The organism is Emcibacteraceae bacterium (assembly GCA_041396985.1).
Classification (GTDB): domain Bacteria; phylum Pseudomonadota; class Alphaproteobacteria; order Sphingomonadales; family Emcibacteraceae; genus Pseudemcibacter.
Window position 1 is genome coordinate 556,650 of sequence record JAWKXO010000002.1, and the last position, 25,860, is coordinate 582,509.

At 45.2% G+C, this 25,860-nt stretch carries 24 protein-coding genes; 19 read left to right on the plus strand and 5 right to left on the minus strand.

Going from position 1 to position 25,860, the window contains the following annotated elements; genetic code table 11:
- Position 1 precedes the first annotated feature (1 nt).
- Positions 2–2,650 (plus strand): methionine synthase, encoded by a 2,649-nt coding sequence (metH, locus tag R3D86_07225; protein ID MEZ5757995.1) that lies wholly within the window; start codon positions 2–4, stop codon positions 2,648–2,650.
- Positions 2,651–2,730: 80 nt separating this feature from the next.
- Positions 2,731–4,869, plus strand: coding sequence for a methylmalonyl-CoA mutase (gene scpA / locus R3D86_07230; GenBank protein MEZ5757996.1), 2,139 nt, complete (start codon positions 2,731–2,733; stop codon positions 4,867–4,869).
- 17 nt (positions 4,870–4,886) lie between these two features.
- On the opposite strand, the gene R3D86_07235 is transcribed toward scpA, so the two are convergent.
- Positions 4,887–5,993: an Mrp/NBP35 family ATP-binding protein gene (locus R3D86_07235; protein MEZ5757997.1), complete on the minus strand. Its 1,107-nt coding sequence runs from the start codon at positions 5,991–5,993 to the stop codon at positions 4,887–4,889.
- A 142-nt stretch (positions 5,994–6,135) separates the two neighbouring features.
- On the opposite strand from R3D86_07235, the gene hflK reads away from it, so the two are divergent.
- The 5 genes from hflK (at position 6,136) to R3D86_07260 (ending at position 12,275) form a co-directional block, all read left to right on the plus strand.
- A complete protein-coding gene (gene hflK, locus R3D86_07240; protein ID MEZ5757998.1) occupies positions 6,136–7,209 on the plus strand; it encodes an FtsH protease activity modulator HflK in 1,074 nt (357 codons plus the stop codon).
- Positions 7,210–7,218: 9 nt separating this feature from the next.
- Positions 7,219–8,088 carry a protease modulator HflC gene (gene hflC, locus R3D86_07245; GenBank protein ID MEZ5757999.1) on the plus strand — a complete coding sequence of 290 codons (870 nt, stop codon included), beginning with the start codon at positions 7,219–7,221 and terminating at the stop codon, positions 8,086–8,088.
- Between the two features lie 23 nt (positions 8,089–8,111).
- Positions 8,112–8,294 (plus strand): DUF2065 domain-containing protein, encoded by a 183-nt coding sequence (locus R3D86_07250; protein MEZ5758000.1) that lies wholly within the window; start codon positions 8,112–8,114, stop codon positions 8,292–8,294.
- Between the two features lie 106 nt (positions 8,295–8,400).
- Entirely contained in the window at positions 8,401–9,876 is a 1,476-nt protein-coding gene (locus tag R3D86_07255; GenBank protein MEZ5758001.1) for a DegQ family serine endoprotease, read from the plus strand.
- 134 nt (positions 9,877–10,010) lie between these two features.
- Positions 10,011–12,275: a transferrin receptor-like dimerization domain-containing protein gene (locus tag R3D86_07260; protein ID MEZ5758002.1), complete on the plus strand. Its 2,265-nt coding sequence runs from the start codon at positions 10,011–10,013 to the stop codon at positions 12,273–12,275.
- A 77-nt stretch (positions 12,276–12,352) separates the two neighbouring features.
- On the opposite strand, the gene R3D86_07265 is transcribed toward R3D86_07260, so the two are convergent.
- Genes R3D86_07265 through tkt form a run of 3 tightly spaced genes read right to left on the minus strand, consistent with a single transcriptional unit; the run spans position 12,353 to position 16,585 of the window.
- Positions 12,353–13,582 carry a phosphoglycerate kinase gene (locus R3D86_07265; GenBank protein MEZ5758003.1) on the minus strand — a complete coding sequence of 410 codons (1,230 nt, stop codon included), beginning with the start codon at positions 13,580–13,582 and terminating at the stop codon, positions 12,353–12,355.
- Entirely contained in the window at positions 13,582–14,589 is a 1,008-nt protein-coding gene (gap, locus tag R3D86_07270; protein MEZ5758004.1) for a type I glyceraldehyde-3-phosphate dehydrogenase, read from the minus strand. Before gap ends, R3D86_07265 begins: the two co-directional genes overlap by 1 nt.
- A 22-nt stretch (positions 14,590–14,611) precedes the next feature.
- On the minus strand, positions 14,612–16,585 hold the full coding sequence (tkt, locus tag R3D86_07275) for a transketolase (protein ID MEZ5758005.1): 1,974 nt from the start codon (positions 16,583–16,585) through the stop codon (positions 14,612–14,614).
- A 272-nt stretch (positions 16,586–16,857) separates the two neighbouring features.
- Between tkt and R3D86_07280 the strand changes: the two genes are divergently transcribed.
- Together R3D86_07280 and R3D86_07285 are read left to right on the plus strand one after the other, a co-directional pair.
- On the plus strand, positions 16,858–17,175 hold the full coding sequence (locus R3D86_07280) for a hypothetical protein (GenBank protein MEZ5758006.1): 318 nt from the start codon (positions 16,858–16,860) through the stop codon (positions 17,173–17,175).
- 13 nt (positions 17,176–17,188) lie between these two features.
- Complete coding sequence (locus R3D86_07285; protein ID MEZ5758007.1) at positions 17,189–17,503, plus strand: cell division protein ZapA; 315 nt, start codon at positions 17,189–17,191, stop codon at positions 17,501–17,503.
- Here R3D86_07285 and R3D86_07290 read toward each other — a convergent pair whose 3' ends face one another.
- The gene (locus R3D86_07290) at positions 17,504–18,580 is read right to left on the minus strand and encodes a glycosyltransferase (protein MEZ5758008.1); all 1,077 of its coding nucleotides are present in this window, start codon (positions 18,578–18,580) and stop codon (positions 17,504–17,506) included.
- A gap of 362 nt (positions 18,581–18,942) precedes the next feature.
- Here R3D86_07290 and R3D86_07295 point away from each other — a divergent pair, with 362 nt between their 5' ends.
- From R3D86_07295 to R3D86_07340, 10 genes are all read left to right on the plus strand, one after another.
- Positions 18,943–19,506, plus strand: a complete 564-nt coding sequence (locus tag R3D86_07295) for a 5-formyltetrahydrofolate cyclo-ligase (GenBank protein ID MEZ5758009.1) — start codon at positions 18,943–18,945, stop codon at positions 19,504–19,506.
- The gene (locus R3D86_07300) at positions 19,507–20,322 is read left to right on the plus strand and encodes a TIGR00282 family metallophosphoesterase (protein ID MEZ5758010.1); all 816 of its coding nucleotides are present in this window, start codon (positions 19,507–19,509) and stop codon (positions 20,320–20,322) included.
- 100 nt (positions 20,323–20,422) lie between these two features.
- Complete coding sequence (locus R3D86_07305; protein MEZ5758011.1) at positions 20,423–21,172, plus strand: YebC/PmpR family DNA-binding transcriptional regulator; 750 nt, start codon at positions 20,423–20,425, stop codon at positions 21,170–21,172.
- Complete coding sequence (gene ruvC / locus R3D86_07310; GenBank protein MEZ5758012.1) at positions 21,169–21,735, plus strand: crossover junction endodeoxyribonuclease RuvC; 567 nt, start codon at positions 21,169–21,171, stop codon at positions 21,733–21,735. The genes R3D86_07305 and ruvC overlap by 4 nt, the downstream gene beginning before the upstream one ends.
- Positions 21,732–22,331 carry a Holliday junction branch migration protein RuvA gene (ruvA, locus tag R3D86_07315; GenBank protein MEZ5758013.1) on the plus strand — a complete coding sequence of 200 codons (600 nt, stop codon included), beginning with the start codon at positions 21,732–21,734 and terminating at the stop codon, positions 22,329–22,331. Before ruvC ends, ruvA begins: the two co-directional genes overlap by 4 nt.
- Positions 22,328–23,377, plus strand: coding sequence for a Holliday junction branch migration DNA helicase RuvB (gene ruvB / locus R3D86_07320; protein MEZ5758014.1), 1,050 nt, complete (start codon positions 22,328–22,330; stop codon positions 23,375–23,377). The genes ruvA and ruvB overlap by 4 nt, the downstream gene beginning before the upstream one ends.
- Positions 23,378–23,379: 2 nt before the next feature.
- Positions 23,380–23,817 carry a tol-pal system-associated acyl-CoA thioesterase gene (gene ybgC / locus R3D86_07325; GenBank protein ID MEZ5758015.1) on the plus strand — a complete coding sequence of 146 codons (438 nt, stop codon included), beginning with the start codon at positions 23,380–23,382 and terminating at the stop codon, positions 23,815–23,817.
- Positions 23,818–23,855: 38 nt separating this feature from the next.
- Positions 23,856–24,590: a protein TolQ gene (tolQ, locus tag R3D86_07330; protein MEZ5758016.1), complete on the plus strand. Its 735-nt coding sequence runs from the start codon at positions 23,856–23,858 to the stop codon at positions 24,588–24,590.
- Between the two features lie 4 nt (positions 24,591–24,594).
- Entirely contained in the window at positions 24,595–25,029 is a 435-nt protein-coding gene (tolR, locus tag R3D86_07335) for a protein TolR (protein MEZ5758017.1), read from the plus strand.
- Between the two features lie 20 nt (positions 25,030–25,049).
- Positions 25,050–25,859, plus strand: coding sequence for a hypothetical protein (locus R3D86_07340; protein ID MEZ5758018.1), 810 nt, complete (start codon positions 25,050–25,052; stop codon positions 25,857–25,859).
- Position 25,860 lies beyond the last annotated feature (1 nt).

Below are 25,860 nucleotides of genomic sequence, written 5' to 3' on the forward strand. Positions count from 1 at the left end.
AATGACAAAAAGACAGGGTATTTTTATCAATATTGGTGAGCGGACCAATGTCACCGGATCAGCAAAATTTAAAAAACTTATTTTAAATGGCGAGTTTGATGCAGCTCTTGAAGTGGCACTGCAACAGGTAGAGGCAGGCGCCCAGATCATTGATGTCAATATGGATGAAGCCATGCTTGATTCAGAAGCGGCCATGGTCAAATTCCTAAATCTGATCGCTTCAGAGCCTGAAATTTCACGGGTGCCGATCATGATTGACAGCTCAAAATGGTCAGTTATCGAAGCGGGCCTTAAATGCGTGCAGGGCAAGGCAATCGTCAACAGTATCTCGCTTAAGGAAGGTGAAGATATATTTATCAGTCAGGCAAAGCTGATAAAGCGTTACGGCGCGGCAACCGTCGTTATGGCCTTTGATGAAAAAGGGCAGGCAGATACGCTGGACCGGAAATATGAAATATGTGAACGATCCTATAAAATTCTGACTGAAAAGGTTGGCTTCCCGCCGGAAGATATCATTTTTGATCCCAATATATTTGCTGTGGCAACCGGTATTGAGGACCATAATAATTACGGGGTCGATTTCATAGAAGCGACCCGCAAAATTACAGATAACCTGCCTTACTGTCATGTTTCCGGCGGCGTTAGTAATGTGTCATTCTCTTTCCGGGGTAACAATCCGGTACGAGAGGCAATGCACAGTGTCTTTCTGTATCATGCCATTCAGGCAGGGATGGATATGGGGATCGTCAATGCCGGTATGATGACTGTTTATTCTGAAATTCCGGATGAGCTAAGGGAGAGGGTTGAAGACGTTATCCTTAACCGCCGCAGTGATGCAACAGACCGACTACTTGAAATCGCCGAAAAATATAAAGGTGAGGCAGGAGAAGAAAAGAAAGAAGACCTTGAATGGCGGAAGGGAACCGCAGAGGAAAGGCTCTCCCATGCACTGGTTAAAGGAATTACCGCTTTTATTGAAGCGGATACCGAAGAGGCCAGACAAAAATTTGACCGACCGCTTGAAGTGATCGAAGGACCGCTGATGGCGGGAATGAATATTGTCGGTGACCTGTTTGGCTCAGGACAGATGTTTTTGCCGCAGGTGGTAAAATCGGCACGGGTCATGAAGCAGGCGGTTGCTTATCTGCTGCCTTTTATTGAAGCAGAGAAGGTGGAGGGTGAGGCATCATCATCCAATGGTAAAATCTTAATGGCAACCGTGAAAGGCGATGTTCATGATATTGGCAAAAATATTGTGGGCGTTGTCCTCCAATGCAATAATTATGAAGTGATTGACATGGGTGTCATGGTGCCATGTGAAGATATTCTGCAAAAAGCCAAAGATGAGAATGTCGATATGATTGGTCTTTCCGGTCTTATTACCCCATCATTAGAAGAAATGTGCACAGTCGCCGCTGAAATGGAACGGCTGGATATGAAGCTGCCGCTTTTGATCGGCGGGGCGACGACATCAAAAGTTCACACGGCTGTCAAAATTGCTCCGAATTACAGCGGACCACTTGTTTATGTGCTGGATGCATCGCGGGCGGTTGGGGTTGCCGGAAGTCTTCTGAATGAAACGACGAAAGATAAATTCAGTGCTGAAGTGGCTAAAGACTATCTTGATATGCGTATCAAATATGAAAATCGGGACAAGTCGGATAACCAGGTCACGATTGCTGAGGCACGCGAAAACCATTTTAAAATTGACTGGAACGGATATGTCCCGGAAAAGCCGAGTTTTACGGGCCTTAAAACCTTTGAAGATTATGATCTTTCCGATCTGGTCAATACCATTGACTGGACGCCGTTCTTCCGCACCTGGGAGCTGGCGGGAACATATCCTCAAATTTTAACGGATGAAGTTGTCGGGAAAAGTGCCTCTGACCTGTTTAAAGATGCGCAAGCCATGCTGCAGAAGATCGTTGATGAAAAATGGCTTAAAGCCAAGGCCGTCATTGGCTTCTGGCCGGCAAATGCGGTTGGGGATGATGTGGAGCTTTATACTGACGATGAACGATCAGAAACAATAGAAACCATCCATTTCCTGCGTCAGCAAATGAAAAAAAGAAGTGGCAAGGCCAATATGTGCCTTGCTGATTTTATTGCCCCGAAAGAAACAGGCATTCATGATTATATGGGTGGCTTTGCCTTGACAGCGGGCATCGGTATAGAAGAAAAACTAGCGCTCTTTAAGGGAACCCATGACGATTATAATGATATCTTACTTAAGGCACTTGCTGACCGTTTGGCAGAATCCTTTGCAGAGCATATGCACCTATGTGTCCGGAAAGAATTCTGGGGTTATGCCCGGAACGAGAATTTTGATAATCAGGATCTGATTAAAGAACGATTTCGTGGCATAAGACCGGCCCCCGGTTATCCGGCCTGTCCTGATCATACTGAAAAACCGGCACTATTTTCATTGCTGAATGCAAGGCAGAATGCCGGTATTGAACTGACGGACAGTATGGCTATGTTACCGGCCTCTTCGGTCAGTGGCTATTATATGGCGCATCCTGAAAGTCAGTTTTTTGGTATCGGAAAAATTTCCAAAGACCAGGTCGAGGATTATGCAAAAAGAAAAGACATGGATCTGGCCACTATGGAAAGATGGCTGGCCCCAAATCTTGCTTATGCGCGAAAATAGTCAATAGGCTTGCGAAGTTCCTTTTTATTCTATAAAATGCTACTCATCAGTAACATAATGCGGATTAGAGGGGTAATTAGGTGACAAAAAAACCTGAAACACTTTCAGACTGGCGTAAGCTTGTATCGGGTGAACTCCGCGGCAAGTCACCGGATGAACTTAATTGGTTGACCCCGGAAGGGATTAACGTCAAGCCACTTTATACGGCCGATGATTTATCGTCCATTGCTCATAAGGATAATCTACCGGGATTTTTCCCTTATACCCGCGGTGTTCGTGGCAGCATGTATGCCGGACGTCCGTGGACAATCCGCCAGTATGCCGGTTTTTCAACAGCAGAAGAAAGCAATGCTTTTTATCACCGGAACCTTGAAGCAGGTCAGATGGGGCTTTCAATTGCCTTTGATCTGGCAACGCACCGTGGATATGACAGTGACCACCCTAGGGTTGAAGGCGATGTGGGTAAAGCCGGGGTAGCTATTGATAGCGTAGAGGATATGAAAATATTATTTGACGGCATCCCGCTTGATAAAATGTCGGTGTCAATGACCATGAACGGCGCTGTTATTCCATGCTTAGCGTTCTATATTGTCGCGGCGGAAGAGCAGGGGGTGTCCCGGGACCAGCTCAGCGGCACCATTCAGAATGACATTTTAAAGGAATTTATGGTACGTAATACCTATATCTATCCGCCGGAACCCAGCATGCGTATCGTCGGTGATATTATTGAATATACATCAAAGGAAATGCCCCGTTATAACAGCATTTCCATTTCCGGTTATCATATGCAGGAAGCGGGGTCAAACCAGCTTCAGGAACTTGCCTATACCCTGGCCAACGGCATGGAATATGTTCGCACCGCTATGGCAAAAGGGCTTGATATTGATGATTTTGCCCCGCGACTGAGCTTCTTTTTTGCGATTGGTATGAATTTCTTTATGGAAGTGGCCAAATTGCGCGCAGCAAGAACTATTTGGGCACAGATCATGGAAAATTTCGGCGCCAAAGACCCGAAAAGCATGATGCTTAGAACCCATTGTCAGACATCGGGGGCTTCGCTGACTGAAAAAGACCCCTATAACAATGTGATCCGCACAACGATTGAGGCCATGGCGGCCATGCTTGGCGGCACCCAGTCCTTACACACAAATTCATTTGATGAAGCTATGGCCTTGCCTACCGATGCCTCTGCGCGGATAGCCCGAAACACTCAGATTATATTGCAGGAAGAAACAAATATGACCAATGTGGTCGACCCGCTTGGCGGATCATATTATGTGGAAAGCCTGACAGATCAACTGGTTCAGGAAGCCTGGAAAATTATTACTGAAATAGAAGAAATGGGCGGGATGACCAAGGCGGTGGAAAAAGGTCTTCCTAAACTGAATATTGAAAAAGCGGCAGCCATGAAGCAGGCCCGCATAGACAGGGGCGAGGAAACGGTTGTCGGGGTCAATAAATATCGCCTGAAAGAAGAAGATGATATAAATATTCTTGAAATTGATAATATCGCAGTTCGCAAGGCTCAGATTAAAAAACTGAAAGCCGTTAAGAAAAACCGTGACGCGGATAAATGTCGGGTAGCTCTGGAAGCATTGACAGACGCGGCAAGATCAGGCGACAATCTATTGGAAAAAGCGATTGAAGCGGCACGGGCAAGGGCAACTCTTGGGGAAATTTCCGCTGCGATGGAAGAGGTCTTTGGAAGGCACCGTGCAGAAATTAAATCAATTTCAGGTGTATATGGTGCGGCCTATAAAGGGGATAAAAATTACGTGGATATTCAGGATAAAATTACTGCGTTTATGGAGAAAGTCGGACGTCGGCCCCGGATACTGGTTGCCAAAATGGGGCAGGATGGTCATGACCGTGGTGCAAAAATAATTGCAACCGCTTTTGCGGATATCGGCTTTGATGTTGATGTCGGACCGCTGTTTCAGACACCCGCTGAAACGGCACGCGAAGCCATTGAAAATGATGTTCATATTATAGGTGTATCATCACAGGCAGCTGGCCACAAAACACTTATTCCAAGCCTGATAAAAGCCTTAAAAGCAGAAGGCGCAGACGATATCATGGTCGTTGCTGGCGGGGTAATTCCGGCACAGGATTATGATGATCTTTATAATGCAGGGGTCAGTGCCATTTTTGGTCCGGGTACCAATATTCCTGAAGCGGCTTCCAAAATACTTGATGTCCTTGAGGACAGGATACTTTGAACGATCAGTTTTGACACTTAATGTAATTTTTCCAGAATTTTATCGGCAATTTCAATATAGGCTTTGGTATGTGGACTTTCCGGCTGGCTGATCACAATCGGTTTGCCGTAATCGGAACTTGAGCGGATATCCATATCAAGCGGGATCGATCCCAGAAAATCCATATTCTTTTCTTTTGCCGTTTCACATGCACCACCGTGGCTGAAAATATCGGAACGCTCCCCGCAGTGCGGGCAGATGAAATAACTCATATTTTCTATTATACCGAAGATATTGGTATTGGTTTTATCAAACATGGTGATTGCTTTGCGCGCATCAATCAGGGCCAGATCCTGTGGGGTGGAGACGATCACTGCTCCATCCAGCCTGATATTTTGTACCATGGTGAGCTGTGCATCGCCCGTGCCGGGTGGCAGGTCAAGGACCAACACATCTATGGGGCCGAATAAATCCCATTTTACATCACGGAGCATTTGCTGAATTGCGCCCATAACCATGGGGCCGCGCCAGATTGTGGCAGCGTCCTTTTCCATAAGATAGCCGATCGACATGCTGACGATATCATAATTTTTCAGTGGAGTTATTTTACCGTCACCTAAGCTTTCCGGCCTGGCGTCTGGAAGCCCCATTAATCGTGGTACACTTGGCCCATAAATATCAAGATCGAAAATGCCGGCTTTAAGGCCGAGCTTTGAAAAGGCAAGAGCAAGGTTAATGGAGGTTGTTGATTTTCCGACCCCACCTTTGCCACTTGCAACGGCGATGACATGTTTTACGCCGGGAATGGCAGCGGGACCCTGCGGAGGAGGAGTGCCATGTCCGCCAAAGGCTCTTTTTTCACCGAAGCCTGGCTTTGGGGATTCATTCTTGGCATCGCGTTCAGCAGTCAGAACTGAAGTCACCTTTGTCACGCCATCAATCTGCATTAGCAGCCTGTCACATGTACCTCTCAGTTTTTCCATTAACTCAACCTCTGAAGGGTCAATATTCAGGGCAAATCCTACTGCACCATCTTTAACGACCAGCCCCTGGACAATGCCCAGATCAACAATATTTTTATTCTTTTCTGGATGATTGATGGTTTTTAGGGCTGATAAAAGCTGTTCTCGCTTGACGTCTGTCATTTCATGCTTACCTATAGTGCAATTAACTTTGTTCTACCGTTGATGTAGAACGGTAGTTAGCATATAAGATAGATATAATTTTTTAAAAGGGAATTCTGTGGATAATTGTATAATTCCTGTAAATATTTACAAGGAGCAATAGATGTCTTGGCAAAATAATGGTGGTGATCGTGGACCGTGGGGACAAGGCCCCAAAAAGGGCGGTGGCGGACAACCGCCGGACATTGATGAGCTCATTCGCAAAGGTCAGGATAAATTCAGAAGCGCTTTCGGCGGCGGCGGAAGTGGTGATGGTGGTGAAAATTTTGGAAGTGGTAAAAGCGTAAGCTTTATCATATTGGGTGTCGTCGCCCTTTGGTTATATCTTTGCATTTACATTGTTGATACAGATGAACAGGCTATCGTTTTACGATTTGGAAAATGGGTTGAAACCACAGATCCGGGCATTCATTTTATGTTTGCGCCTTTTGAAACAAAGCAGATTACAAAAGTAACAGCGATTAATGTCATCCAAATCGGATTTGGAAACAGCATCACAGCACAAAAAGAACGTCAGATGCTCACCGGTGATGAAAATATTGTCGATGCACCATTTTCAATTATGTGGAAAGTTCGGGATCCTGCAAAGTTTCAGTTTAACTTACGGGATAAGGAGGAAAGCGTTAAATCCATTGCTGAAAGTGCGATGCGTGAAGTTGTGGCAAAAACCGATGTTCAGAATGTTATGACCAATAATAAAAACGGAATTGAACTCGAAGTGATGCAGATTACTCAGGAAATTTTAGACCGGTATGATGCCGGTATTGAAATTACCCAGGTCAAAATGGAAGATGTGAAGCCACCAGCAGAAATTTCAGATGCCTTTAACGATGTACAGAAAGCGGAAGCCGATAGGGAACGTGTAATTAGTCTGGCGAAATTGGAACAAAATAAAATTGTTCCGCAGGCACGCGGTAAAGCGGCAAGTATGATACAGGAAGCAGAAGGGTATAAACAGAAAGTGATCGCCGAAGCGGAAGGTCAGGCATCCCGTTTTGAAGCTATTTTATCGGAATATCAAAAAGCAAAGGATGTAACAAAAAGACGTCTTTACCTTGATACGATGCAGGAAGTTTTGTCAGGCACGAATAAAATTGTCATTGATAATAAAGGCGGCGGCGTTGTGCCATATCTTCCGTTACCGGAACTCAATAAAAAATCGAACGATCAGCAATAGGATAGAGAGATGAGAAATATTAAAGCTATTATTGCACTTGTGATCGTCGGTGGCGGATTGATATTATTCGGAGCTGCGACGTTTCAGATAAAAGAAACCAACCAGGCAATTGTTCTGGAATTTGGGGAATGGAAAAGAACGGTTAAAGATGCCGGTCTTCATTTTAAAATTCCACTGATTCAGGATGTCATTTATTTCGACCGCCAGATCAGAATATTGGATATGCCAGAAATTATTGCGATCACATCCGATCAGAAAAGGATGATTGTTGATGCGTTTACGGAGTTTCGAATTCAGGATCCTCTAAAAGTCTATCAGGCGGTTCGAAATGAGAAAGGCGCTGAAAACAGATTATCAATTATTACCAACTCAAACCTGCGTAAAGTTTTCGGTGTTGAAGAACTCAATAAGGCATTAAGTGGCGAAAGACGTGAACTGCGTCAAAGTATTCGTGATGCGGTTTTTCAGGAAGCTTCTGATCTTGGGATAGAAATTGTTGACTTAAGGATTAAGCGTACTGATCTCCCTGAAGAAAATAGTGCACCGATTTTTCAAAGCATGATCGCCGACCGTAATCAGGTTGCCCGTGAAATCCGTGCCCGTGGTGAGGAAGAAGCCTTAAGAATTACGTCCAAGGCAAAACGTGATGAAACGGTAATTCTTGCTGAAGCGACTCGTGATGCGGAGAAACTACGTGGTGAAGGCGATGCAATTGCAGCAAAAATATATGCTGATGCCTATAGTAAGGATGCAGAATTTTATGCGTTTTACCGTTCAATGGAAGTTTATAAAAATGCAATGAAAAATGGGGATACATCAATGGTTCTGTCTCCCGATAGTGAGTTTTTCAAATATTTTGAAAGTATGGGAGGCAATTAACCCATAATTAATCGGCAGTTTAAATGACAGAATTTATAATTGCACTTGGCCTGTTATTTATTATTGAAGGCTTTATTTATGCCTTCTTTCCGGCATCAATGAAAAGAATGATAAAACTGGTGCTGGAACAGGATGAAAATTCAATAAGATTAGTGGGTCTGATCGCTGTCTTTATTGGCCTGGTCATTATATATATATTCAAATGACAGTTTTATAGGTTCTAATCCGTAATATTACCGTAATTTCGTCATATTTGAGGATAATATGATACTAAGTAACAATAAAATTTAAATTTGGTCTATCAGGAAAAAAATGATGAACATTAGTAAACGAATAGCAGGAGCTTTCTTCATATTGGTATATATGATTGTTGCTCCGTCATTATTAAATGCTCAGGGAGCACCAAAAAGTTTTGCGGATCTTTCCGAAAAATTGCTCCCTGCTGTAGTAAATGTTTATACAACGCAAAATATTCGTGTTGATAGAGGTGGCAGAGGTAATGGCTATAATTTTCCTCCCGGATCCCCATTTGAGGATTTCTTCAAGAGATTTCAAAATCCCGATCAGCAAGATGATGACAGTGGGAACAGCCGTCCACGTATGCAACAGAGAAGATCTCTTGGGTCCGGTTTTATCATTGATAAAGAAGGTATCATTGTTACGAATAATCACGTTATCGATGATGCAGATGAAATTTCAATAAAACTTCATGATGGTAGAGAATTCACCGCGGAACTTATTGGTAAGGATGACAAAGTCGATCTTGCTGTTCTCAAAATTGAAGTCGATGAAGATCTGCCGTTCGTTACCTTCGGCGATGATAAGAAATCCCGGGTTGGTGATTGGGTTCTGGCGATTGGCGAGCCGTTCGGCTTAGGTGGAACAGTAACAGCGGGCATCATTTCTGCGCGTAACCGTGACATACAATCAGGCCCATATGACCAGTATATCCAGACCGATGCATCCATTAACCGCGGCAATAGCGGTGGCCCGATGTTCAATATGGACGGTGAGGTGATTGGTATTAATACGGCAATTTATTCACAGACCGGTGGAAATATCGGTATTGGATTTGCCATCCCGTCAACTCAGGCTAAAGTCGTTATTGACCAGTTGCGTGAGTTCGGACGGACAAAACGCGGCCGTATCGGTGTTCGCATCGGCCCGGTTTCCAAGGAGATTGCGGAAAGTCTGGGTATGGATGAAGCGGTTGGCGCAATTGTCAGTACCGTTGAAGATGACAGCCCATCAAGCAAAGCCGGTGTACAGTTTGGCGATATAATTGTTGAATTTGACGGTACCAAAATTAAAGAAGTCCGTGATCTGACAACAAAAGTGGCCAATACAAAAATCGGCAGCACTGTTAATATGATTGTGCTCAGGAAAGGCAAGCGCATTACTTTGAAGATTACAGTTGATGAGCTTGATGAAGGTACAACAGTGAAGGATGATGCTGCTCAAAAAGACACCAAAGAAGAGCTGGAATCAGTTCTGGGTCTAAGTCTGACCAATCTTGATGACAAAGCTCGTGAAGAGCTTGAAATCGAAGATAATATTGACGGTGTTCTTATTACCAGTGTTGACTATGATTCCGGCAGGGAAGGGCTTCGCTCACTGCGTCGTGGCGACGTGATTGTGGAAGTAACCCAGCAGGAAGTCAAAACGGTGGAAGACGTGAAGAAGCAGATCGAAGAGCAGCGTAATGCTGGTCGGACAGCCGTACTTCTTTCAATTTACCGAAGCGGTCAATATGCACATATTCCCGTCAAGCTGGATAAGCCGGAATAGCATAATATTTGACAAATAATAATAAGAAGGCTCGGAATAATTCCGGGCCTTTTTTTATTTGAGCGCTTTGCTTGCAATTAAAAGATAATTACCATAGGATTTTTTCTAAAATAAATTCTAACGGGAGAAATGAAGTGGGCCGCAAAAAAATAAATTTGGCTAACCTGATTAAAGCAACGGCATTACTGGCAGTGACAGCGACCAGTGCAAATGCTGCTGAAACCATTCGTGGTTTTACGAAGGAAAATAGTGACAAACAATATGCCCTGGAAGCAGAGTTGGATAAAAGTATCAATAAACAGAATATGGATGACTGGATGAAGTTTATGACATCCAGACCGCATGCAACAGGACAGCCATTTGATAAGGAGGTCGCCGAATTTGTAGCTGCCAAATATAATGAATGGGGATATGATACAAAAATTGAAACCTATAATGTTCTCATGCCAACACCAAAAGTTCGTGTTGTTGAGCTGGTTGAACCTGAAAAATGGACAGCTTCACTAAAGGAAGTGTCAGTTCCGGAAGACCCGACTTCTAATGAAGACGACCGTCTACCGGTTTATCATGCCTTTTCACCGGATGGGGATGTGACGGCAGAAGTGGTCTTTGTTAATCAGGGCCTGAGGGAGGATTATGAAGATCTGGCACGGCGCGGGGTTGATGTAAAGGGAAAAATCATTCTCGCCAAATATGGCGGTTCGTGGAGGGGCATAAAACCAAAAATGGCTGAGGAATATGGTGCGATCGGCGCGCTTATTTATTCTGATCCGGAAGATGACGGTTATGGTCAGGGGGATATTTATCCGGAAGGGGCATGGAAACATCCTACCGGTGCTCAGCGCGGATCAATCATGGATCTGCCGACCCGACCCGGTGACCCGCTCACTCCGAATGTCGGGGCGACGGAAAAAGCAAAAAGAATTGATTTGAAGGATGTGGAAATTTTTGTCGGTATTCCGACATTGCCAATTTCATATAGCGACGCCCTTCCAATCCTGAAGGCTCTAAAAGGTCCGGTTGCACCGCCGCGTTGGCGTGGTGCTTTACCGGTTACCTATCACATGGGGCCTGGCCCGGCAAAACTTCATCTTAAACTTGAGTTTAACTGGGATGTTGTTCCGACATACGACATTATTGCCACCATGAAGGGTTCGGAATTTCCGGATCAGTGGATTATGCGCGGCAATCACCATGATGCCTGGGTGCATGGTGCGGCTGATCCGATTTCAGGACTTGTAGTCGAAATGGAAGAAGCCCGTATTCTTGCTGAATATGCAAAGAAAACAGGATGGAAGCCGAAAAGATCAATTGTTTTTGCGACCTGGGGGTCTGAAGAGCAGGGACTTATGGGGTCTGTCGAATGGGTTGAACAACATGCCAAGGAAATTTCTGAAAAAGTTGTCGCCTATATCAATACGGATGGTAATGGTGCAGGGTTCCTTGGTGCAGGCGGTTCCCATACTCTGGAAGCGTTCTTTGACCAGATTGCTCATGCTGTAAAAGACCCTATTCAAGGAATGACAGCGGCTGAAAGAGTTCAGTCAAAAAATCTTATGTCTTCGAACTCGATGACCCGGTCCCGTGCTGAAAAATCCAGCCATTATTATCTAAGCGCACTGGGTTCAGGTTCTGACTATTCAGGATTTTTCCAACATCTTGGTATCGCCTCAATGAATATAGGATTTGGCGGCGAATTTGATGGTGGGTCATATCATACCAATTATGATAGCTATCATTATTACACCAAATTCCGTGATCCTGGTCTTTATTACACAGGCGCACTAGGGGAGGTTACCGGTCGTGTTGTCACCCGTCTTGCCAATGCAGATGTTCTGCCATTTGAATTTGGTAATATGGCGCGCACGGTTTCTGAATATGCTGATGAAATGGTTTCCGCCATGGAAAAAACCCGCAAAGAAGTTGAACGTCATAATATGCTGGTAAAAGGCGGCCATTATAAAGCTGCGGCAAATATTCGTGAAGGCTACGTTGTTCCAGAACTCAGGGAAGAAGTCCCCTATATCAATCTGTCACCGATGCAAAATGCGGTTGAGCGTCTTAAATTGTCTTCCAAGGCATTTGATGACGCCTATAAGGCAATGTCTGAAGGTGGATATAAACTGAGCAAAGGCAATGTTAACAAGCTTGACAAGCTGATGTATCAGATTGAGGCCAGATTGACCAGACCGGAAGGCTTGCCTCGTCGTCCGTGGTATCGCCATCATATTTATGCACCAGGATACTATACTGGATATGGCGTTAAAACGCTTCCCGGTGTCCGTGAAGGTATTGAGGAATATAAATGGGGCGAAACCCAGGAACAAATGGCCAAGCTGGCTGAGGTCCTGAATGCCTATTGCGATCAGCTTGATACTGCAACGAAAGTGATGCAGTAAACGTGAAAATTTAATTTATAAAAAAGGCCGGACATTTAATGTCCGGCCTTTTCCGTTTTAGAATGTGATTGTGAATTTTATAAGCTGAGCCGCCGATCGGCCAGCAGAACATTTACGCCGGGAAGGTCCTTTCCTTCCATCCATTCCAGGAATGCTCCCCCTGCTGTTGAGACGTGTGTAAACTTGTCAGCAACACCGGCATGGTTTAAGGCAGCAACGGTGTCACCGCCACCGGCGACGGATATGAGTTGCCCTTTTTCTGTAAGCTCGGCCGCCTTAACAGCTAAAGCAACGGTGGCGACATCAAACGGTTCAATTTCAAAAGCGCCCATTGGGCCGTTCCAGATCAGCGTTTTGCACTCTTCCAGATCTGCAGAAATGTCTTTTACAGTGTCCAGGCCCACATCAAGGATCATTTCGTCGCTTTGGACATCATTGATACTGGTTGTTCTGTTAGCGGTGTTTGCGGCAAATTCCTTCGCGACAACCACGTCTGTTGGCAGATGGATTTTACAGTCATTTAAAGTCGCATTTTCCAGAATTGAGACAACAGTACCGGATAGTTCGTGTTCACAGAGGGAAGAGCCAACATCAATGCCTTGAGCAGCAAGGAATGTATTTGCCATGCCGCCGCCGATAATAAGATGGTCAACTTTTTCGACCAGATGAGTAAGCACATCAAGTTTGGTGGAAACTTTGGCCCCACCAACCAATGCGGCAACCGGATGCTTTGGCGACCCCAATGCCTTTTCAAGAGCATCAAGTTCCTTTTCAAGGGCAAGACCGGCAGCACTTGGCAAGATCTCCGCAACGCCAACTGTGGAGGCGTGGGCACGATGGCAGCAGGAAAATGCATCATTAACAAAAAAATCGGCATTTCTGGCAAGCTGCTCAGCAAAGTCCGGATCGTTTTTTGTTTCTTCTTTATAAAAACGTACATTTTCCAGGAGAAGCACTGCGCCATCTTCCATTGCTTCTGTGATCGCCACAACTTCATCACCAATGCAGTCATCAACATAGGAAACCGGAAGCTTTAAAATATTGGCCAGCGGTTGACCCAGAGGCTCTAGCGACATTTCAGGATTTCTGACCCCTTGTGGCCGACCAAAATGGGAGAGGATTATGACCCTTGCGCCCTGATCGGAAAGGGCCTTTATGGTAGGGGCCACGGATAAAATTCGTGTATTGTCGGTGACAATACGCTCGCCTTCTTCATTTACCGTCATTGGTACATTTAGATCGGCCCGAAGCAGGACCCGCGTTCCTTCAAGCGGGCCCAGGCTTTCTATGTTTCTGAAGCGCGCCATCAGCCGACTTCATGAAGAACTTTTGCGGTATCAGACATGCGGTTGGCAAAGCCCCATTCATTGTCATACCAGGTTAGAATACGAACCAGGTTTCCGCCCATCACTGATGTTTGTGATGCGTCAAAGCTTGAGCTGTGGGCGTCATGGTTGAGGTCAATTGAAACAACAGGCTCATCAATATAGGCCAGAATATTTTTAAGCCTTCCATTGGCGGCTTCTTTAATGGCGGCATTAATTTCTTCCGCTGTTGTATCCCTTTTGGAAATGAATGTCAGATCAACCATAGAAACATTTGGTGTCGGTACACGAACAGAAGTACCATCAAGCTTTCCGGCAAGTTCAGGAAGAACCAGACCAACGGCACGCGCAGCACCAGTTGAAGTTGGGATCATGCTAAGGGCGCAGGCACGAGCACGTCTTGGGTCTTTATGAAGCGTATCAAGAATTCTCTGATCCCCTGTGTAAGCATGAACGGTGGTCATGATCCCTTTTTCCATACCGACAGCTTCATTTAAAACCTGTGCAACCGGGGCAAGACAGTTTGTGGTGCAGGACGCATTGGAAACAATGGTATCACCAGCTTCCAGAGTGTTATGGTTTACGCCATATACGATTGTTTTACTGACACCGGTGGCCGGCGCAGAAATCAGAACTTTTTTGGCTCCCGCCGCAATATGGGCGGATGCTTTTTCCTGTGATGTAAAAATACCGGTACATTCATATACGACATCAACATCAAGCGCACCCCATGGAAGGTCAGAAGGATTGCGCTCAGCAGTTACCGCAATTTTATCTTCACCAATGATGATATTATTGCCGTCGACACTTACGTTAAATGGGAACGACCCATGGACGCTGTCCCGTTTCAGCAAATAGGCGTTCATCTCCACGTCACCAAGATCGTTAATCCCGACCACTTTTATATCTTTGCGGCCACTTTCATAAATACCGCGAAGGGCCAAGCGGCCAATACGACCAAAACCGTTAATTGCGACACGAATTGCCATAATATTTTCTCCAGTTTATTAATTATAATTTTTCTTTTATTGATGCGACCAGATTGTCTTTTGTCACACCAAAATATTTATATAAGTCTTTTGCAGGGGCAGATGCGCCAAACTGATCAATGCCAATTTTAACACCATCACGTCCTACATATTTATCCCATCCGTAAGTTGCGCCGGCTTCTATGGATGCATAAACCTTTGCATTGCCCATGACACTGTTTTGATAGCTTTTTTCCTGGGCGTCAAACTTTTCTGTCGAAGGCATCGAAACCACGCGGGTGGACGTACCACCTGCTTCAAGTTCCTTTTGCGCCTCGATGGCAATTTCTACTTCTGAACCGGTGGCAATAATTACTACATCTGCATCACCACTTTCTTTACTGATGATATAACCGCCTTTTGCCGATAAATTCTCATCCGTATGTTCAAGCCGTGCCTGTTTTAATCCCTGACGGGTAAGAACAAGGATAGATGGTCTATCTTTATCTTCCAGCGCTGCAAGCCAGCATTCAGCTGTTTCAATTGCGTCGCAAGGGCGAAATACATTAACATCCGGCATTGCCCGGAGCGAAGCCAGATGCTCAATCGGCTGATGGGTTGGGCCGTCTTCGCCAAGTCCTATGCTGTCATGGGACATAACATAAATCACCCGTTGCTTCATTAGGGCACTTAGCCTTATTGCCGGGCGACAGTAATCGGTGAAAACCAGAAATGTTCCGCCATATGGCACATATTCACCGTGAAGCGCCAACCCGTTCATCGCGGCAGCCATTCCAAACTCACGCACGCCATAATACATATAACGCCCGGAGAAATCATTTTCCATAATCGGGCTGAGATCTTTGGTCAGTGTCATGTTAGACCCGGTAAGGTCAGCCGACCCACCAATTGTTTCCTTCAGGATCGGGTTAATGACTTCAAGCGCCATTTGCGATGCAATGCGGGTGGCCGGGCCAACAGGATTTTCGGCCAGGTTTTTCTTGAAAAGATTGATTGCCGGAACAAGATCGGCCGGAAGATCTTTGTTTAGGCGGCGATTAAAATCAGCTTTGATTTTGCTGTCCAATGCATCAAATTTTTCTTTCCATGAAGATGCAATATTTTTGCTTCTTGCTCCTGCTTTTCTCCATGTGGAAAGAATATGGTCAGGAACCTCAAAAGGTGGATATGACCAACCAAGGAATTCGCGTGCGGCGGCAATTTCATCATCGCCAAGCGGTGCACCATGCGTTGCTGAGGTTCCGGCTTTATTCGGAGCACCGTACCCGATAATCGTTTTGCAGGCGATTAATGATGGTCGATCATCTTTTTTTGCAGCTTCAATGGCTGCATCAACCGCGTCCGGATCATGGCCATCAACAGCAAGTGTGTGCCAGCCGGATGCTTCAAAGCGTTTTCTCTGATTATCGGAAACAGTCATATCGGTGGGGCCATCAATACAAATGCTGTTATCATCCCAAAGCACGATAAGTTTACCAAGCTTCAAATGGCCGGCAAGGGAGATGGCTTCATGAGAAACCCCTTCCATCAGGCAGCCGTCACCGGCAATAACATAGGTATGATGATCGATGATGTTTCCCATCCTGCTGGCGCTTAATTTTTCGGCAATCGCAAATCCGACAGATGTTGCGATTCCCTGACCAAGCGGACCAGTTGTCATTTCAATGCCCGGAATTTCGCCATATTCAGGATGACCGGCACAGGGATGATGAAGTTGGCGAAAGTTTTTAATATCATCAATCGTCGGGCTTTTATATCCGGCCAGATATAAAAGTGAATAAAGCAGCATAGAACCATGACCGGCAGAAAGGATGAAGCGGTCACGATCAGGCCATTCCGGCCAGTCCGGATCAAACTTCAAATGTTTGCTGAAAAGTACTGTGGCCGCATCGGCCATTCCCATCGGCATACCCGGATGCCCGGATTTTGCTGCCTGAACCGCATCCATGCTGAGGGCACGTATTGCGTTTGCCATTTCCTTTGTTGACGCTGTCATTTTAATAGAACAAAACCTTATAATTTTAAATTAAACAAACCCTGATTTTTGTCAGAGTAATAACATAACAATTCCCACCCGATAATTACCAAGCGCACAATGGACTTTCTGGGCCTCAGGGTCAATAATGTTATGCGAAAAACTGCTGTTTTTATGCCAAGTTTTTACTTTTTTTTGCGGTTTTTAAATTTCTTCAGCTTTTTGGTGGATTTTTTTGGTAAAATATTGCTAGTCTCACGGCTCATGTTTGGAAAAAATTGTCAGGAGTTAAAATGGTTGAGAAAGAAAAAAGGCTATCCGCAGATAAAACCGTAATGGCACTGGAAGAAGTGCTTGCAAGGCTTGAGCGGGCCATTTTATCAAAACAGGCAAAATTCAAGTCCGGCTCAAGTGAACAGGCTGATTTCATAAATCAGCTGGAAAAAGAAAACCGGGCATTGTCAAGAGAACTTGAAGTGGCAAGAGATAATGTTGAGAAACTTGAGGAGCGTCTGGAGAGACTTGAAAAAGCGGGCGATTCGGCTCAGCAGGAAATCGGTATCATGATCAGGCAGCTGGACAGTCTGATTGCAGAGCAGAATACTCAGTAATAAGGACAGGATTATGGGACAGGTTACAGTAAAGTTTAATAATCAGGAACATCATCTTGCCTGTCAGGACGGTGGCGAAGAACGGCTTAGAATGCTTGCAGAATATATTGATAAACGTGCTGCAAGTCTTGTTGAACGGATGGGGCCGGTCGGTGATTTGAGATTGCTGTTGATGACAGCCATTATCATTGCGGATGAAATGCAGGAAATTAACGACGGAGAACTTCCAAGCAACGCCGAAGCAGAGGCAGAAGTAAAACGTATGGATGTTGCAATGGGTAAAGCCGTCCTCAGGATTGAGGAACTTGCCCGGAGCCTAGAGGCCTAGTTAATCTGCCGGGTCAATCCCCCAAAGTTCGGCATATTTTTTATACATATCTATCCGGTTATAATGTTTTCTCACGTGGGCTAGATTGGCATCGCCTATGGTTTTTTGCGCATTACGGTCAGTGATCAGTTTTTTCATAGCTTCATTAAAGGTCTGATCATTTCCGGGGGCGACGATAAAATCCTTATTTTCGTCTGAGACCATATGTTTTACATCACCCACATCCAACCCGACAATTGGCAGTCCTGCAGCCATGGCTTCATTTACAGAATTGGGCATTTGTTCGGTGTCAGAGGATATGGCAAAAATATCAAGCGCCCCGATAGCTTTGGCAGGCTCAGAAATATGCCCGGTAAATAAAACTCTGTCTTCAATGCCAAGATTTTTTACCAGTTTATCAAGCTTTGGCCTTTCAACGCCTTCGCCCATGATCAGTAGTCTTGTTTTTATGTCCGGGTTTTCTGATATAACAGTGTGAAAACAGTTGATCATTCTTGAAATATTTTTTTCCGCCCGGAGCGGCGCAATAGTGCCGATGATGACTTCATCAGTATTTTTCTGAAAACCGGAAATGGAATAATGTTCAGCGGCATTGCTGAATTTTTCAAGATCAACCCCGTTTGGTATATATTTTATCTTTTTTTCAGGAATTTTCCATTTTGTTCGGGCAATTTCAACCAGCTTCATTGACGGAACAGATAAAAATTCAATATTGCGCAGGGCAATTCTCCTGAATAAATTTCTGCGCGGGATAGTATTCGTTGCCTCCTCCGGTCCAAAACCGCTTTCCACGTGAATGTGGCGCATGATCGGTCCGAAACTGTTGGCCAGCGCCCATTCTACGGCACCCCAATTATAAGTGATCAGTAAATCACCGTGACAGTTTTTTAGATATTTTCTGTGTTTTTTAATCCTGTGAAGCAAACCACCGCGAATGTCGTGATGGGACATGTCAATTACAACGTTCAGACCATTCTGTATAATATCTTCACTACTATAATCCTTATTGGTGGAAATGATAGTGTGCCGTGCTTTAGTGCCAAAATAATTAATTGAATGGCTGATTTTTATTGGCACACCTCCCCGTCCGAAAGACGGAAAAACATGGATTATATGGGGAGCGGTTTTTTTCATTTTTTACAATAATGGGTACTCAATTTATAAAATAAGCTAAACTTTTATGTTAAATTACACGATAATGCAATCTTGACATTGAGTTAAGCAAAAAGAAGCCTTACATATATGTTGCGGGTTCTGTTTTGTTAGTGGCTTAACTTATCCCCGGGGCGATAATTCTCCATTGGGAGCTGCCTCTGTCTTGGCCGTGGCCTTGTTATTGCGGCGCCCACCTATACGTATTAGGTTCTGGAGGATATATAACAGTCACGGCAAACCGGTCCCGCACCCTAATTTTAGTTGTGTCTGGAAGTAGCAGGTAAATGTCTGATAAAAAATCATTAAGAGAGGCATCTTTAATCCGCAGGGCAGAAGCCAAAGCCAAAGATAATGGCATGGCAGCCAGAAAAATAGCCTCACAGGTAATCATGCTTCCTGAACTTGATGAAATCAGAACTATTTCAGGATTTATCCCCATTAATGATGAAATGGACTGCTTGACGATATTAAAGGTTTTGCATGCGGCGCGTTTTCCATTATGTCTTCCAACAATCAGGGCGAAGAAAGAACCTCTTGAATTTAATTCCTGGGACTTAAGGGAACCACTTGATAATGGCCCCTTTGGCACAAAACAGTCCACAGGGGCAATTGTTTCACCGGACGTTTTGCTGGTACCGCTTCTTGCCTTTGATAAAAATGGCGCCCGTTTGGGTTATGGTGGCGGCTATTATGATCGGACACTTGAAAAGCTGAGGAATAAAAACCCGGATGTAATTGCAATCGGCATAGCCTATGATGATCAAAAACTTGATAGCGTTCCAACGGAAAGCTATGATCAACCGTTAGATATGGTTATAACCGAAAAAACAACATACAGGTTTAAATAAGTGAGAATTATATATCTTGGTGATCTGATCGGCCGCAGTGGTCGCAATATTGTCGCAGAAAAATTACCCGAAATCAAAGACCGGCTAAAACCAGATGCAATTATTGTTAATGGTGAAAATTCAGCAGCCGGGTTCGGTATTACTGAAAAAATAGCGCGGGAACTTTTTGATCTCGGCGTTAATGTTATATCAACGGGTAATCATGTCTGGGATCAAAAAGATATTAAAAGCTATATCAATAATGAACCGCGACTGATCAGGCCGATCAATTATCCGGAAGGAACGCCCGGTAAAGGCTCAACAATTTTTGAAGATAAAAGGGGCAGGCGTCTTCTTGTTATAAACGTGATGGGTAGGGTCTTTATGGATCCTCTTGATGATCCCTTTAAAGCTGTTGATGACGAACTTAAAAGACATCAGCTTGGTTCAACGGTCCATTTTGCTCTGGTTGATATACATGCGGAGGCAACATCGGAAAAAATGGCCATGGGCCATTATCTGGACGGACGCGTATCTTTTGTCGTTGGAACACATAGCCATATACCAACTGCGGATGCCCAAATTTTTGATGGCGGCACAGCTTACCAGACGGATGCGGGCATGTGCGGCGACTATAACAGTGTCATCGGTATGGATAAGGTGGAACCAATAAGCCGGTTTACCAAAAAACTTCGCGGGGATCGTTATTCTCCGGCTCTTGGTCCTGCAACCCTATGTGGCGTATTTGTCGAAACAGATGACAAATCCGGTCTTGCCAAAAGAATTGCGCCAATCAGAATGGGCGCGAGGCTTATTGAAACTTTTCCTGAACTTTAGCTAAAAGTTATTCACAAATTGCAACGGTTGCTTTATCAAGGGGTTATAAAGCAATTTAAGATGTTTTAATCCCGAATTCGGGACAAAAAGAGAGAAGAAAATGGCAGGCCATTCCAAGTTTAAGAATATTATGTATAGAAAAGGCGCGCAGGATAAAAAGCGCTCCTCGCTATTCAGTAAATTATCAAAAGAAATCACCGTTGCGGCAAAAATGGGCGGTCCTGACCCGGACTCAAATGCACGGCTTCGTCTCGCTGTTCAGAATGCCCGCACACAAAGTATGCCCAAGGATAATATCACCCGTGCCATCAATAAATCACAAGGCGGTGATAGTGATAATTATGATGAAATCCGTTATGAGGGGTTCGGCCCCGGCGGTACTGCGATTATTGTTGAAAGTCTTACTGATAACAGAAACCGTGCAGCAACGGATATCCGCACGGCTTTCTCGAAAAACGGTGGAAATATGGGTGAAAATGGCAGTGTTTCCTATCAGTTTGACAAGGTGGGGGAAATTATTTTCGAGGATAGCGATATATCCGCAGATGATATGTTTGAATTGGCGCTGGAGGCCGGTGCGGAAAATGTTGAAACGGATGGCACCACCCACGAAATTACCTGTGCAATGGAAGAGTTGAATAATGTTTCAACAGCTCTTGAAAAAGCAGCTGGCGTCGAAGCCAAATCAACTAAACTGGTGTGGAAAGCTCAGAATACCATTGAACTTGGTCTTGAAGATGCAACCAGACTAATGAAAATGATTGATGCCCTGGAAGATCTTGATGATGTTCAGGACGTTTATGGAAATTATGAAATTCCTGATGATGTAATGGAGCAGCTCGACGCGTGATCAATAGTCGGCAACGATTGGTGGGGTTTGATCCCGGTCTGCGAAAAACCGGCTGGGGGATTATTGACGTCGAAGGATCACGCTTAAGCCATGTCGCAAATGGTATCATAAAAACAGACAACAGTCTTTCACTTGCGGAGAGACTGGTGCAGCTATACGAAGGGCTTGGACAGGTCATTGCTGACTGGCAACCGGTATCCGCAGCCGTTGAGGAAACGTTTGTTAATAAAAATCCAAACTCAACCTTGAAACTTGGTCAGGCCAGAGGAATATCACTTTTGGTGCCGGCAATGGCGGGAATTCCCGTTTCTGAATATTCCCCAAATCATATAAAAAAAGCGGTCGTGGGCTCAGGACATGCGGGAAAAGAACAGGTAACCGCTATGCTTGGAATATTGCTGCCGGGAGTAAAAATAAACGGTGAAGATGCCGGCGATGCACTGGCAGTCGCAATTTGTCATGCACATAGCGGGGGGGTACACGGAAGACTTGCTGAAGCTATGCGTAATGAAAACCTGAAAACCGCTGGTGCTCAAATCATAATGAAAGGGGCAAGGTCATGATCGCCAAGCTCAGGGGAATTCTGGACAGTTATGGTGAAGACTGGTGTATCATTGATGTTGGGGGTGTTGGGTATCATGTTTTTTGTTCATCAAAAACGCTTAATAATTTGAACGCAGTCGGACAGGAAGTCACTCTCTATATTGAAACGCATATTCGTGAAGATCATTTTCATTTATATGGCTTTGCGACTGAACTGGAACGGGATTGGTTCAGGCTGGTTCAAACAGTTCAGGGGGTTGGGGCAAAAGTGGCGCTGGCCATTCTGTCCGTTGCTGGCCCTGATGAGCTTTCAAGCTCTATAGCAGCGCAGGATAAAACAGTCGTGGGTCAGGCCGCAGGTGTCGGTCCCAAACTGGCAACCCGGATCGTCAATGAGTTAAAAGACAAAGTCGCTAAATTTGCTGTGTTGCCTATTAAATCAGCTGGAGGAACATCCGTTAAGCAGACGGCACTTGCTGATGCGGTTTCCGCACTCACCAATCTGGGCTATAAACAGGCGGAAGCTTACCGTGCCGTATCAAAAGCATTAAGTGACGGGGCGGATGATGATGTCCAGACCCTAATCAGGCTTGGATTAAAGGAGCTGTCTAAATGACCGATCAGGAAGACCGCATCATCAGTAGCGAAAAAATGGAAGGGGATTTTGAAGCTTCCCTTCGTCCTGCAACATTGGCCGAATTTATTGGACAGCGTAAAGCCTGTGATAATTTAAAAGTGTTTATCGAGGCCGCGAAAGCACGGGGCAAATCCCTTGATCATGTGCTTTTTTTTGGCCCTCCGGGCCTTGGAAAAACCACTCTCGCACAGATAATGGCAAGAGAACTGGGCGTGAATTTTCGGGCTACAGCGGGGCCGGTGATATCAAAATCAGGTGACCTTGCTGCGCTTCTGACCAATCTTGAAGAAAATGATATTCTTTTTATCGATGAAATTCATCGTCTTAATCCGGCGGTGGAAGAAATTTTATATCCGGCGATGGAGGATTTTCATCTAGATCTGATCATTGGTGAAGGTCCGGCAGCAAGATCGGTAAGGATTGATCTGCCACCATTCACGCTGGTCGGGGCAACTACGCGTTCGGGGTTGCTGACAACGCCGCTGCGGGATCGTTTTGGCATTCCGACACGGCTTAATTTTTACGAACCGGAAGATCTTGAGAAAATCGTAAGCAGGGCAGCCCGCGTGCTTGGTGTTGAAATGACCAGGGACGGGGCCCTTGAAATTGCCAGACGTGCGCGGGGTACACCGCGTATTGCCGGTCGACTGCTGCGGCGGGTCAGCGATTTTGCCCTAGTCGCCGGCAGCGGACCGATCACTGCTGAAATTGCTGATAGTGCCCTAAAAAGGCTGGAAGTCGATAAACGCGGCCTTGATGCCATGGACCATAAATATATGAAATGCATTGGCGAACATTATGGTGGTGGCCCGGTCGGTATTGAAACCCTCGCGGCCGCTTTAAGTGAGCCAAGGGATGCTATTGAGGATATTATTGAGCCTTATCTGATGCAAATGGGGCTCGTCCAGCGGACGCCAAGAGGGCGCATGCTTTCCCCGCAGGCATTTGAACATATCGGCCTAAAAGCACCGAAGAATTTTGAAGCGGCCCAGCTTAACCTGCTCGAAAATGAGACAAAAAAGTAAATATGACTGAAATTTTGCCACATTCTGGAACTATTAAAGAAAATATACATTATTTTCCGCTACGTGTTTATTACGAAGATACTGATGTCGGCGGAGTGGTTTATTATGCCAATTATCTTAAATTCATGGAGCGTGCACGTTCCGAGATGCTCAGGGTACTTGGTATTGATCAAAAGGGTATGTTAGATTATAACAACCCGGAAGACGTCAGTTTTGTAGTAAAAAGAGCGGAAATTGACTTTAAAAAACCTGCTCGATTTGATGATAATTTGATTGTGAGGAGCGAAATCATCGACCGCGGCGGTGCCAGCATCGTTATCAGGCAAATTATCACTAAAAAAGAAGAAGAACTGGTTCTGGGAATAATAAAAATTGCCGCAATCGGCAAAGACGGAAAACCAAAAAGATTGCCTAAGGCAATTGCAGAAAGATTTGAATAATAAATTTAACAACGTGAAGTTTTTTTAGGGACATAGGAATGGCACAAGACGTTGCACAAAGTGCAGTAGAGGCGGTAGAAGCAATTGACTTAGGTGGTACTTCGCCGGATTTTTCATTTTTCGGCATGTTTTGGCAGGCAAATTTTACTGTTCAGGTCGTTATGCTGATTTTGCTTGCAGCATCAGTTTGGTGTTGGGCAATTATTTACGACAAATACAGAAGATTACGGAAAGTGCATGAAAGCGCAGATGAATTTGAAGGTGAATTCTGGTCTGGAAACAGTCTTGAAGACCTGTATGAGCGGACACGACATGCTGCCGATCATCCACTTGCCATGCTTTTTGTAGCCGCAATGCGTGAATGGCAAAGGTCTTCCATTGCCAGCACAGGCAGAATTGCCATGGGCGCCCAGGAAAGAATTTACCGTGTCATGCAGGTTACTGTCAGCCGGGAAATGGAAAGACTTGAGCATTATTTAAGTGTGCTGGCCACCGTCGGCTCCACAGCACCATTTGTTGGTCTGTTTGGAACCGTTTGGGGTATTATGAACAGTTTTCAGTCAATCGCCTCGTCAAATAATTCATCACTGGCGGTCGTGGCCCCCGGTATTGCAGAGGCGCTTGCCGCAACGGCCATGGGGCTGGTCGCCGCGATCCCGGCTGTGGTTGCTTATAACGTACTTTCAGCGGATTTAGGCCGATATGCCAACAGGCTTGAGAGCTTTGCTGAAGAATTTGGCACAATTCTCTCGCGCCAGATGGATGAGGAGTAAGCTTATGCAGATGCATAGTGGTGGCGGCGGACGCCAGATGGGACGCACGAAACGATATCAGCAAATGAGTGAAATTAACGTTACACCTTTTGTTGATGTTATGCTCGTACTGCTTGTGGTTTTTATGGTTGCAGCGCCTTTGCTCACAGTAGGTGTGCCGATTGACCTACCGAATTCACGGGCAAATAACCTGCCAGAAAATGATACGCCGCTGTCCATTACCATTGATAAGGAAGGTAAAATTTATCTTCAGGATGAGCAGGTGGAACTCAACCAGATGGTTGCCCGCATTAGCGTAATTTTTGAAAACCGCAAGGAAGACCGCATTTATGTTCATGGGGATAAGGGCGTAAGTTATGGACGGGTCATGGAAGTAATTGGCATGTTAAACGGGAACGGTTTTTCACGGGTCGCCATGGTAACCGATCCACCACGGTAATATTTGAGTTTTTAAGGTAAATGAGAAACGCACTTATCATATCAGGAATTTTTCACGCCGCTTTTTTAATTATAGCGGCGATGGATATTGCTTGGTTTGACAGTGTGGAAGATTCAGAAATGGTTGTCATCCCGGTTGAAATATTGCCGTTTGATGAAGAAACCAGAACCATGGAAATTGCCAAATTGCCGGAGCCACAGAAAGAAAAGCCTGAACCGCCTAAAAAACTTCCTGAGCGTCAGGCAGAGTTACCGCCTCCGCCACCTTTAATGCAGTCGTCAATGCCTTTGCCGGAAGAGGCAAAAAAGCCGGCCGTAAAGCCAAAACCGCCTGAGAAAAAGTCTGAGCCACCACAGGTTGCCCAGCGGGCCAAGCCGAAACCGCCCAGCAGGTATGATGCGGACAGAATTGCACAGCTTCTTAACAAAGTGCCGGAGCAGGAAAACATCACAGACAGGCTTGCTGAAAAATTTGGGCCACAGGAACAGAAGGCAACTTCACTTGATGTACAACGTCAGACAATGAGCATCAGTGCAGCAATTCAAAAAAAAATTGAAGAGCAGTGCTGGAACCCGCCTTCTGGCGCTCTTGATGCGGGAAGCCTCAGGGTTAAGGTTTATATGTATCTGACTTTGGACGGTAATCTGGCAAGGCCGCCTGTAGCAGATGATTATGTCAGAATGTCCGGGGCGATGAAGGTCGCAGCGGACAGCGCGCTACGGGCCGTAAGAATGTGCGCCCCCTATAGTGATTTAAAATTGCCAAAAACAATGTATGATCAATGGCGGGAAGTCATCCTGAACTTTGACCCTTCAGGAATGATTTCATAAT

What these genes read in the sequence shown, in the direction of transcription:
- metH (MEZ5757995.1), top strand. Translation starts at nt 2, where the DNA reads ATGACAAAAAGACAGGGTATTTTTATCAATATTGGTGAGCGGACCAAT.
- R3D86_07235 (MEZ5757997.1), bottom strand. Translation starts at nt 5,993, where the DNA reads ATGACAGACGTCAAGCGAGAACAGCTTTTATCAGCCCTAAAAACCATC.
- hflK (MEZ5757998.1), top strand. Translation starts at nt 6,136, where the DNA reads ATGTCTTGGCAAAATAATGGTGGTGATCGTGGACCGTGGGGACAAGGC.
- hflC (MEZ5757999.1), top strand. Translation starts at nt 7,219, where the DNA reads ATGAGAAATATTAAAGCTATTATTGCACTTGTGATCGTCGGTGGCGGA.
- R3D86_07250 (MEZ5758000.1), top strand. Translation starts at nt 8,112, where the DNA reads ATGACAGAATTTATAATTGCACTTGGCCTGTTATTTATTATTGAAGGC.
- R3D86_07255 (MEZ5758001.1), top strand. Translation starts at nt 8,401, where the DNA reads ATGATGAACATTAGTAAACGAATAGCAGGAGCTTTCTTCATATTGGTA.
- R3D86_07265 (MEZ5758003.1), bottom strand. Translation starts at nt 13,582, where the DNA reads ATGGCGCGCTTCAGAAACATAGAAAGCCTGGGCCCGCTTGAAGGAACG.
- gap (MEZ5758004.1), bottom strand. Translation starts at nt 14,589, where the DNA reads ATGGCAATTCGTGTCGCAATTAACGGTTTTGGTCGTATTGGCCGCTTG.
- tkt (MEZ5758005.1), bottom strand. Translation starts at nt 16,585, where the DNA reads ATGACAGCGTCAACAAAGGAAATGGCAAACGCAATACGTGCCCTCAGC.
- R3D86_07280 (MEZ5758006.1), top strand. Translation starts at nt 16,858, where the DNA reads ATGGTTGAGAAAGAAAAAAGGCTATCCGCAGATAAAACCGTAATGGCA.
- R3D86_07285 (MEZ5758007.1), top strand. Translation starts at nt 17,189, where the DNA reads ATGGGACAGGTTACAGTAAAGTTTAATAATCAGGAACATCATCTTGCC.
- R3D86_07295 (MEZ5758009.1), top strand. Translation starts at nt 18,943, where the DNA reads ATGTCTGATAAAAAATCATTAAGAGAGGCATCTTTAATCCGCAGGGCA.
- R3D86_07305 (MEZ5758011.1), top strand. Translation starts at nt 20,423, where the DNA reads ATGGCAGGCCATTCCAAGTTTAAGAATATTATGTATAGAAAAGGCGCG.
- ruvA (MEZ5758013.1), top strand. Translation starts at nt 21,732, where the DNA reads ATGATCGCCAAGCTCAGGGGAATTCTGGACAGTTATGGTGAAGACTGG.
- ruvB (MEZ5758014.1), top strand. Translation starts at nt 22,328, where the DNA reads ATGACCGATCAGGAAGACCGCATCATCAGTAGCGAAAAAATGGAAGGG.
- ybgC (MEZ5758015.1), top strand. Translation starts at nt 23,380, where the DNA reads ATGACTGAAATTTTGCCACATTCTGGAACTATTAAAGAAAATATACAT.
- tolQ (MEZ5758016.1), top strand. Translation starts at nt 23,856, where the DNA reads ATGGCACAAGACGTTGCACAAAGTGCAGTAGAGGCGGTAGAAGCAATT.
- tolR (MEZ5758017.1), top strand. Translation starts at nt 24,595, where the DNA reads ATGCAGATGCATAGTGGTGGCGGCGGACGCCAGATGGGACGCACGAAA.
- R3D86_07340 (MEZ5758018.1), top strand. Translation starts at nt 25,050, where the DNA reads ATGAGAAACGCACTTATCATATCAGGAATTTTTCACGCCGCTTTTTTA.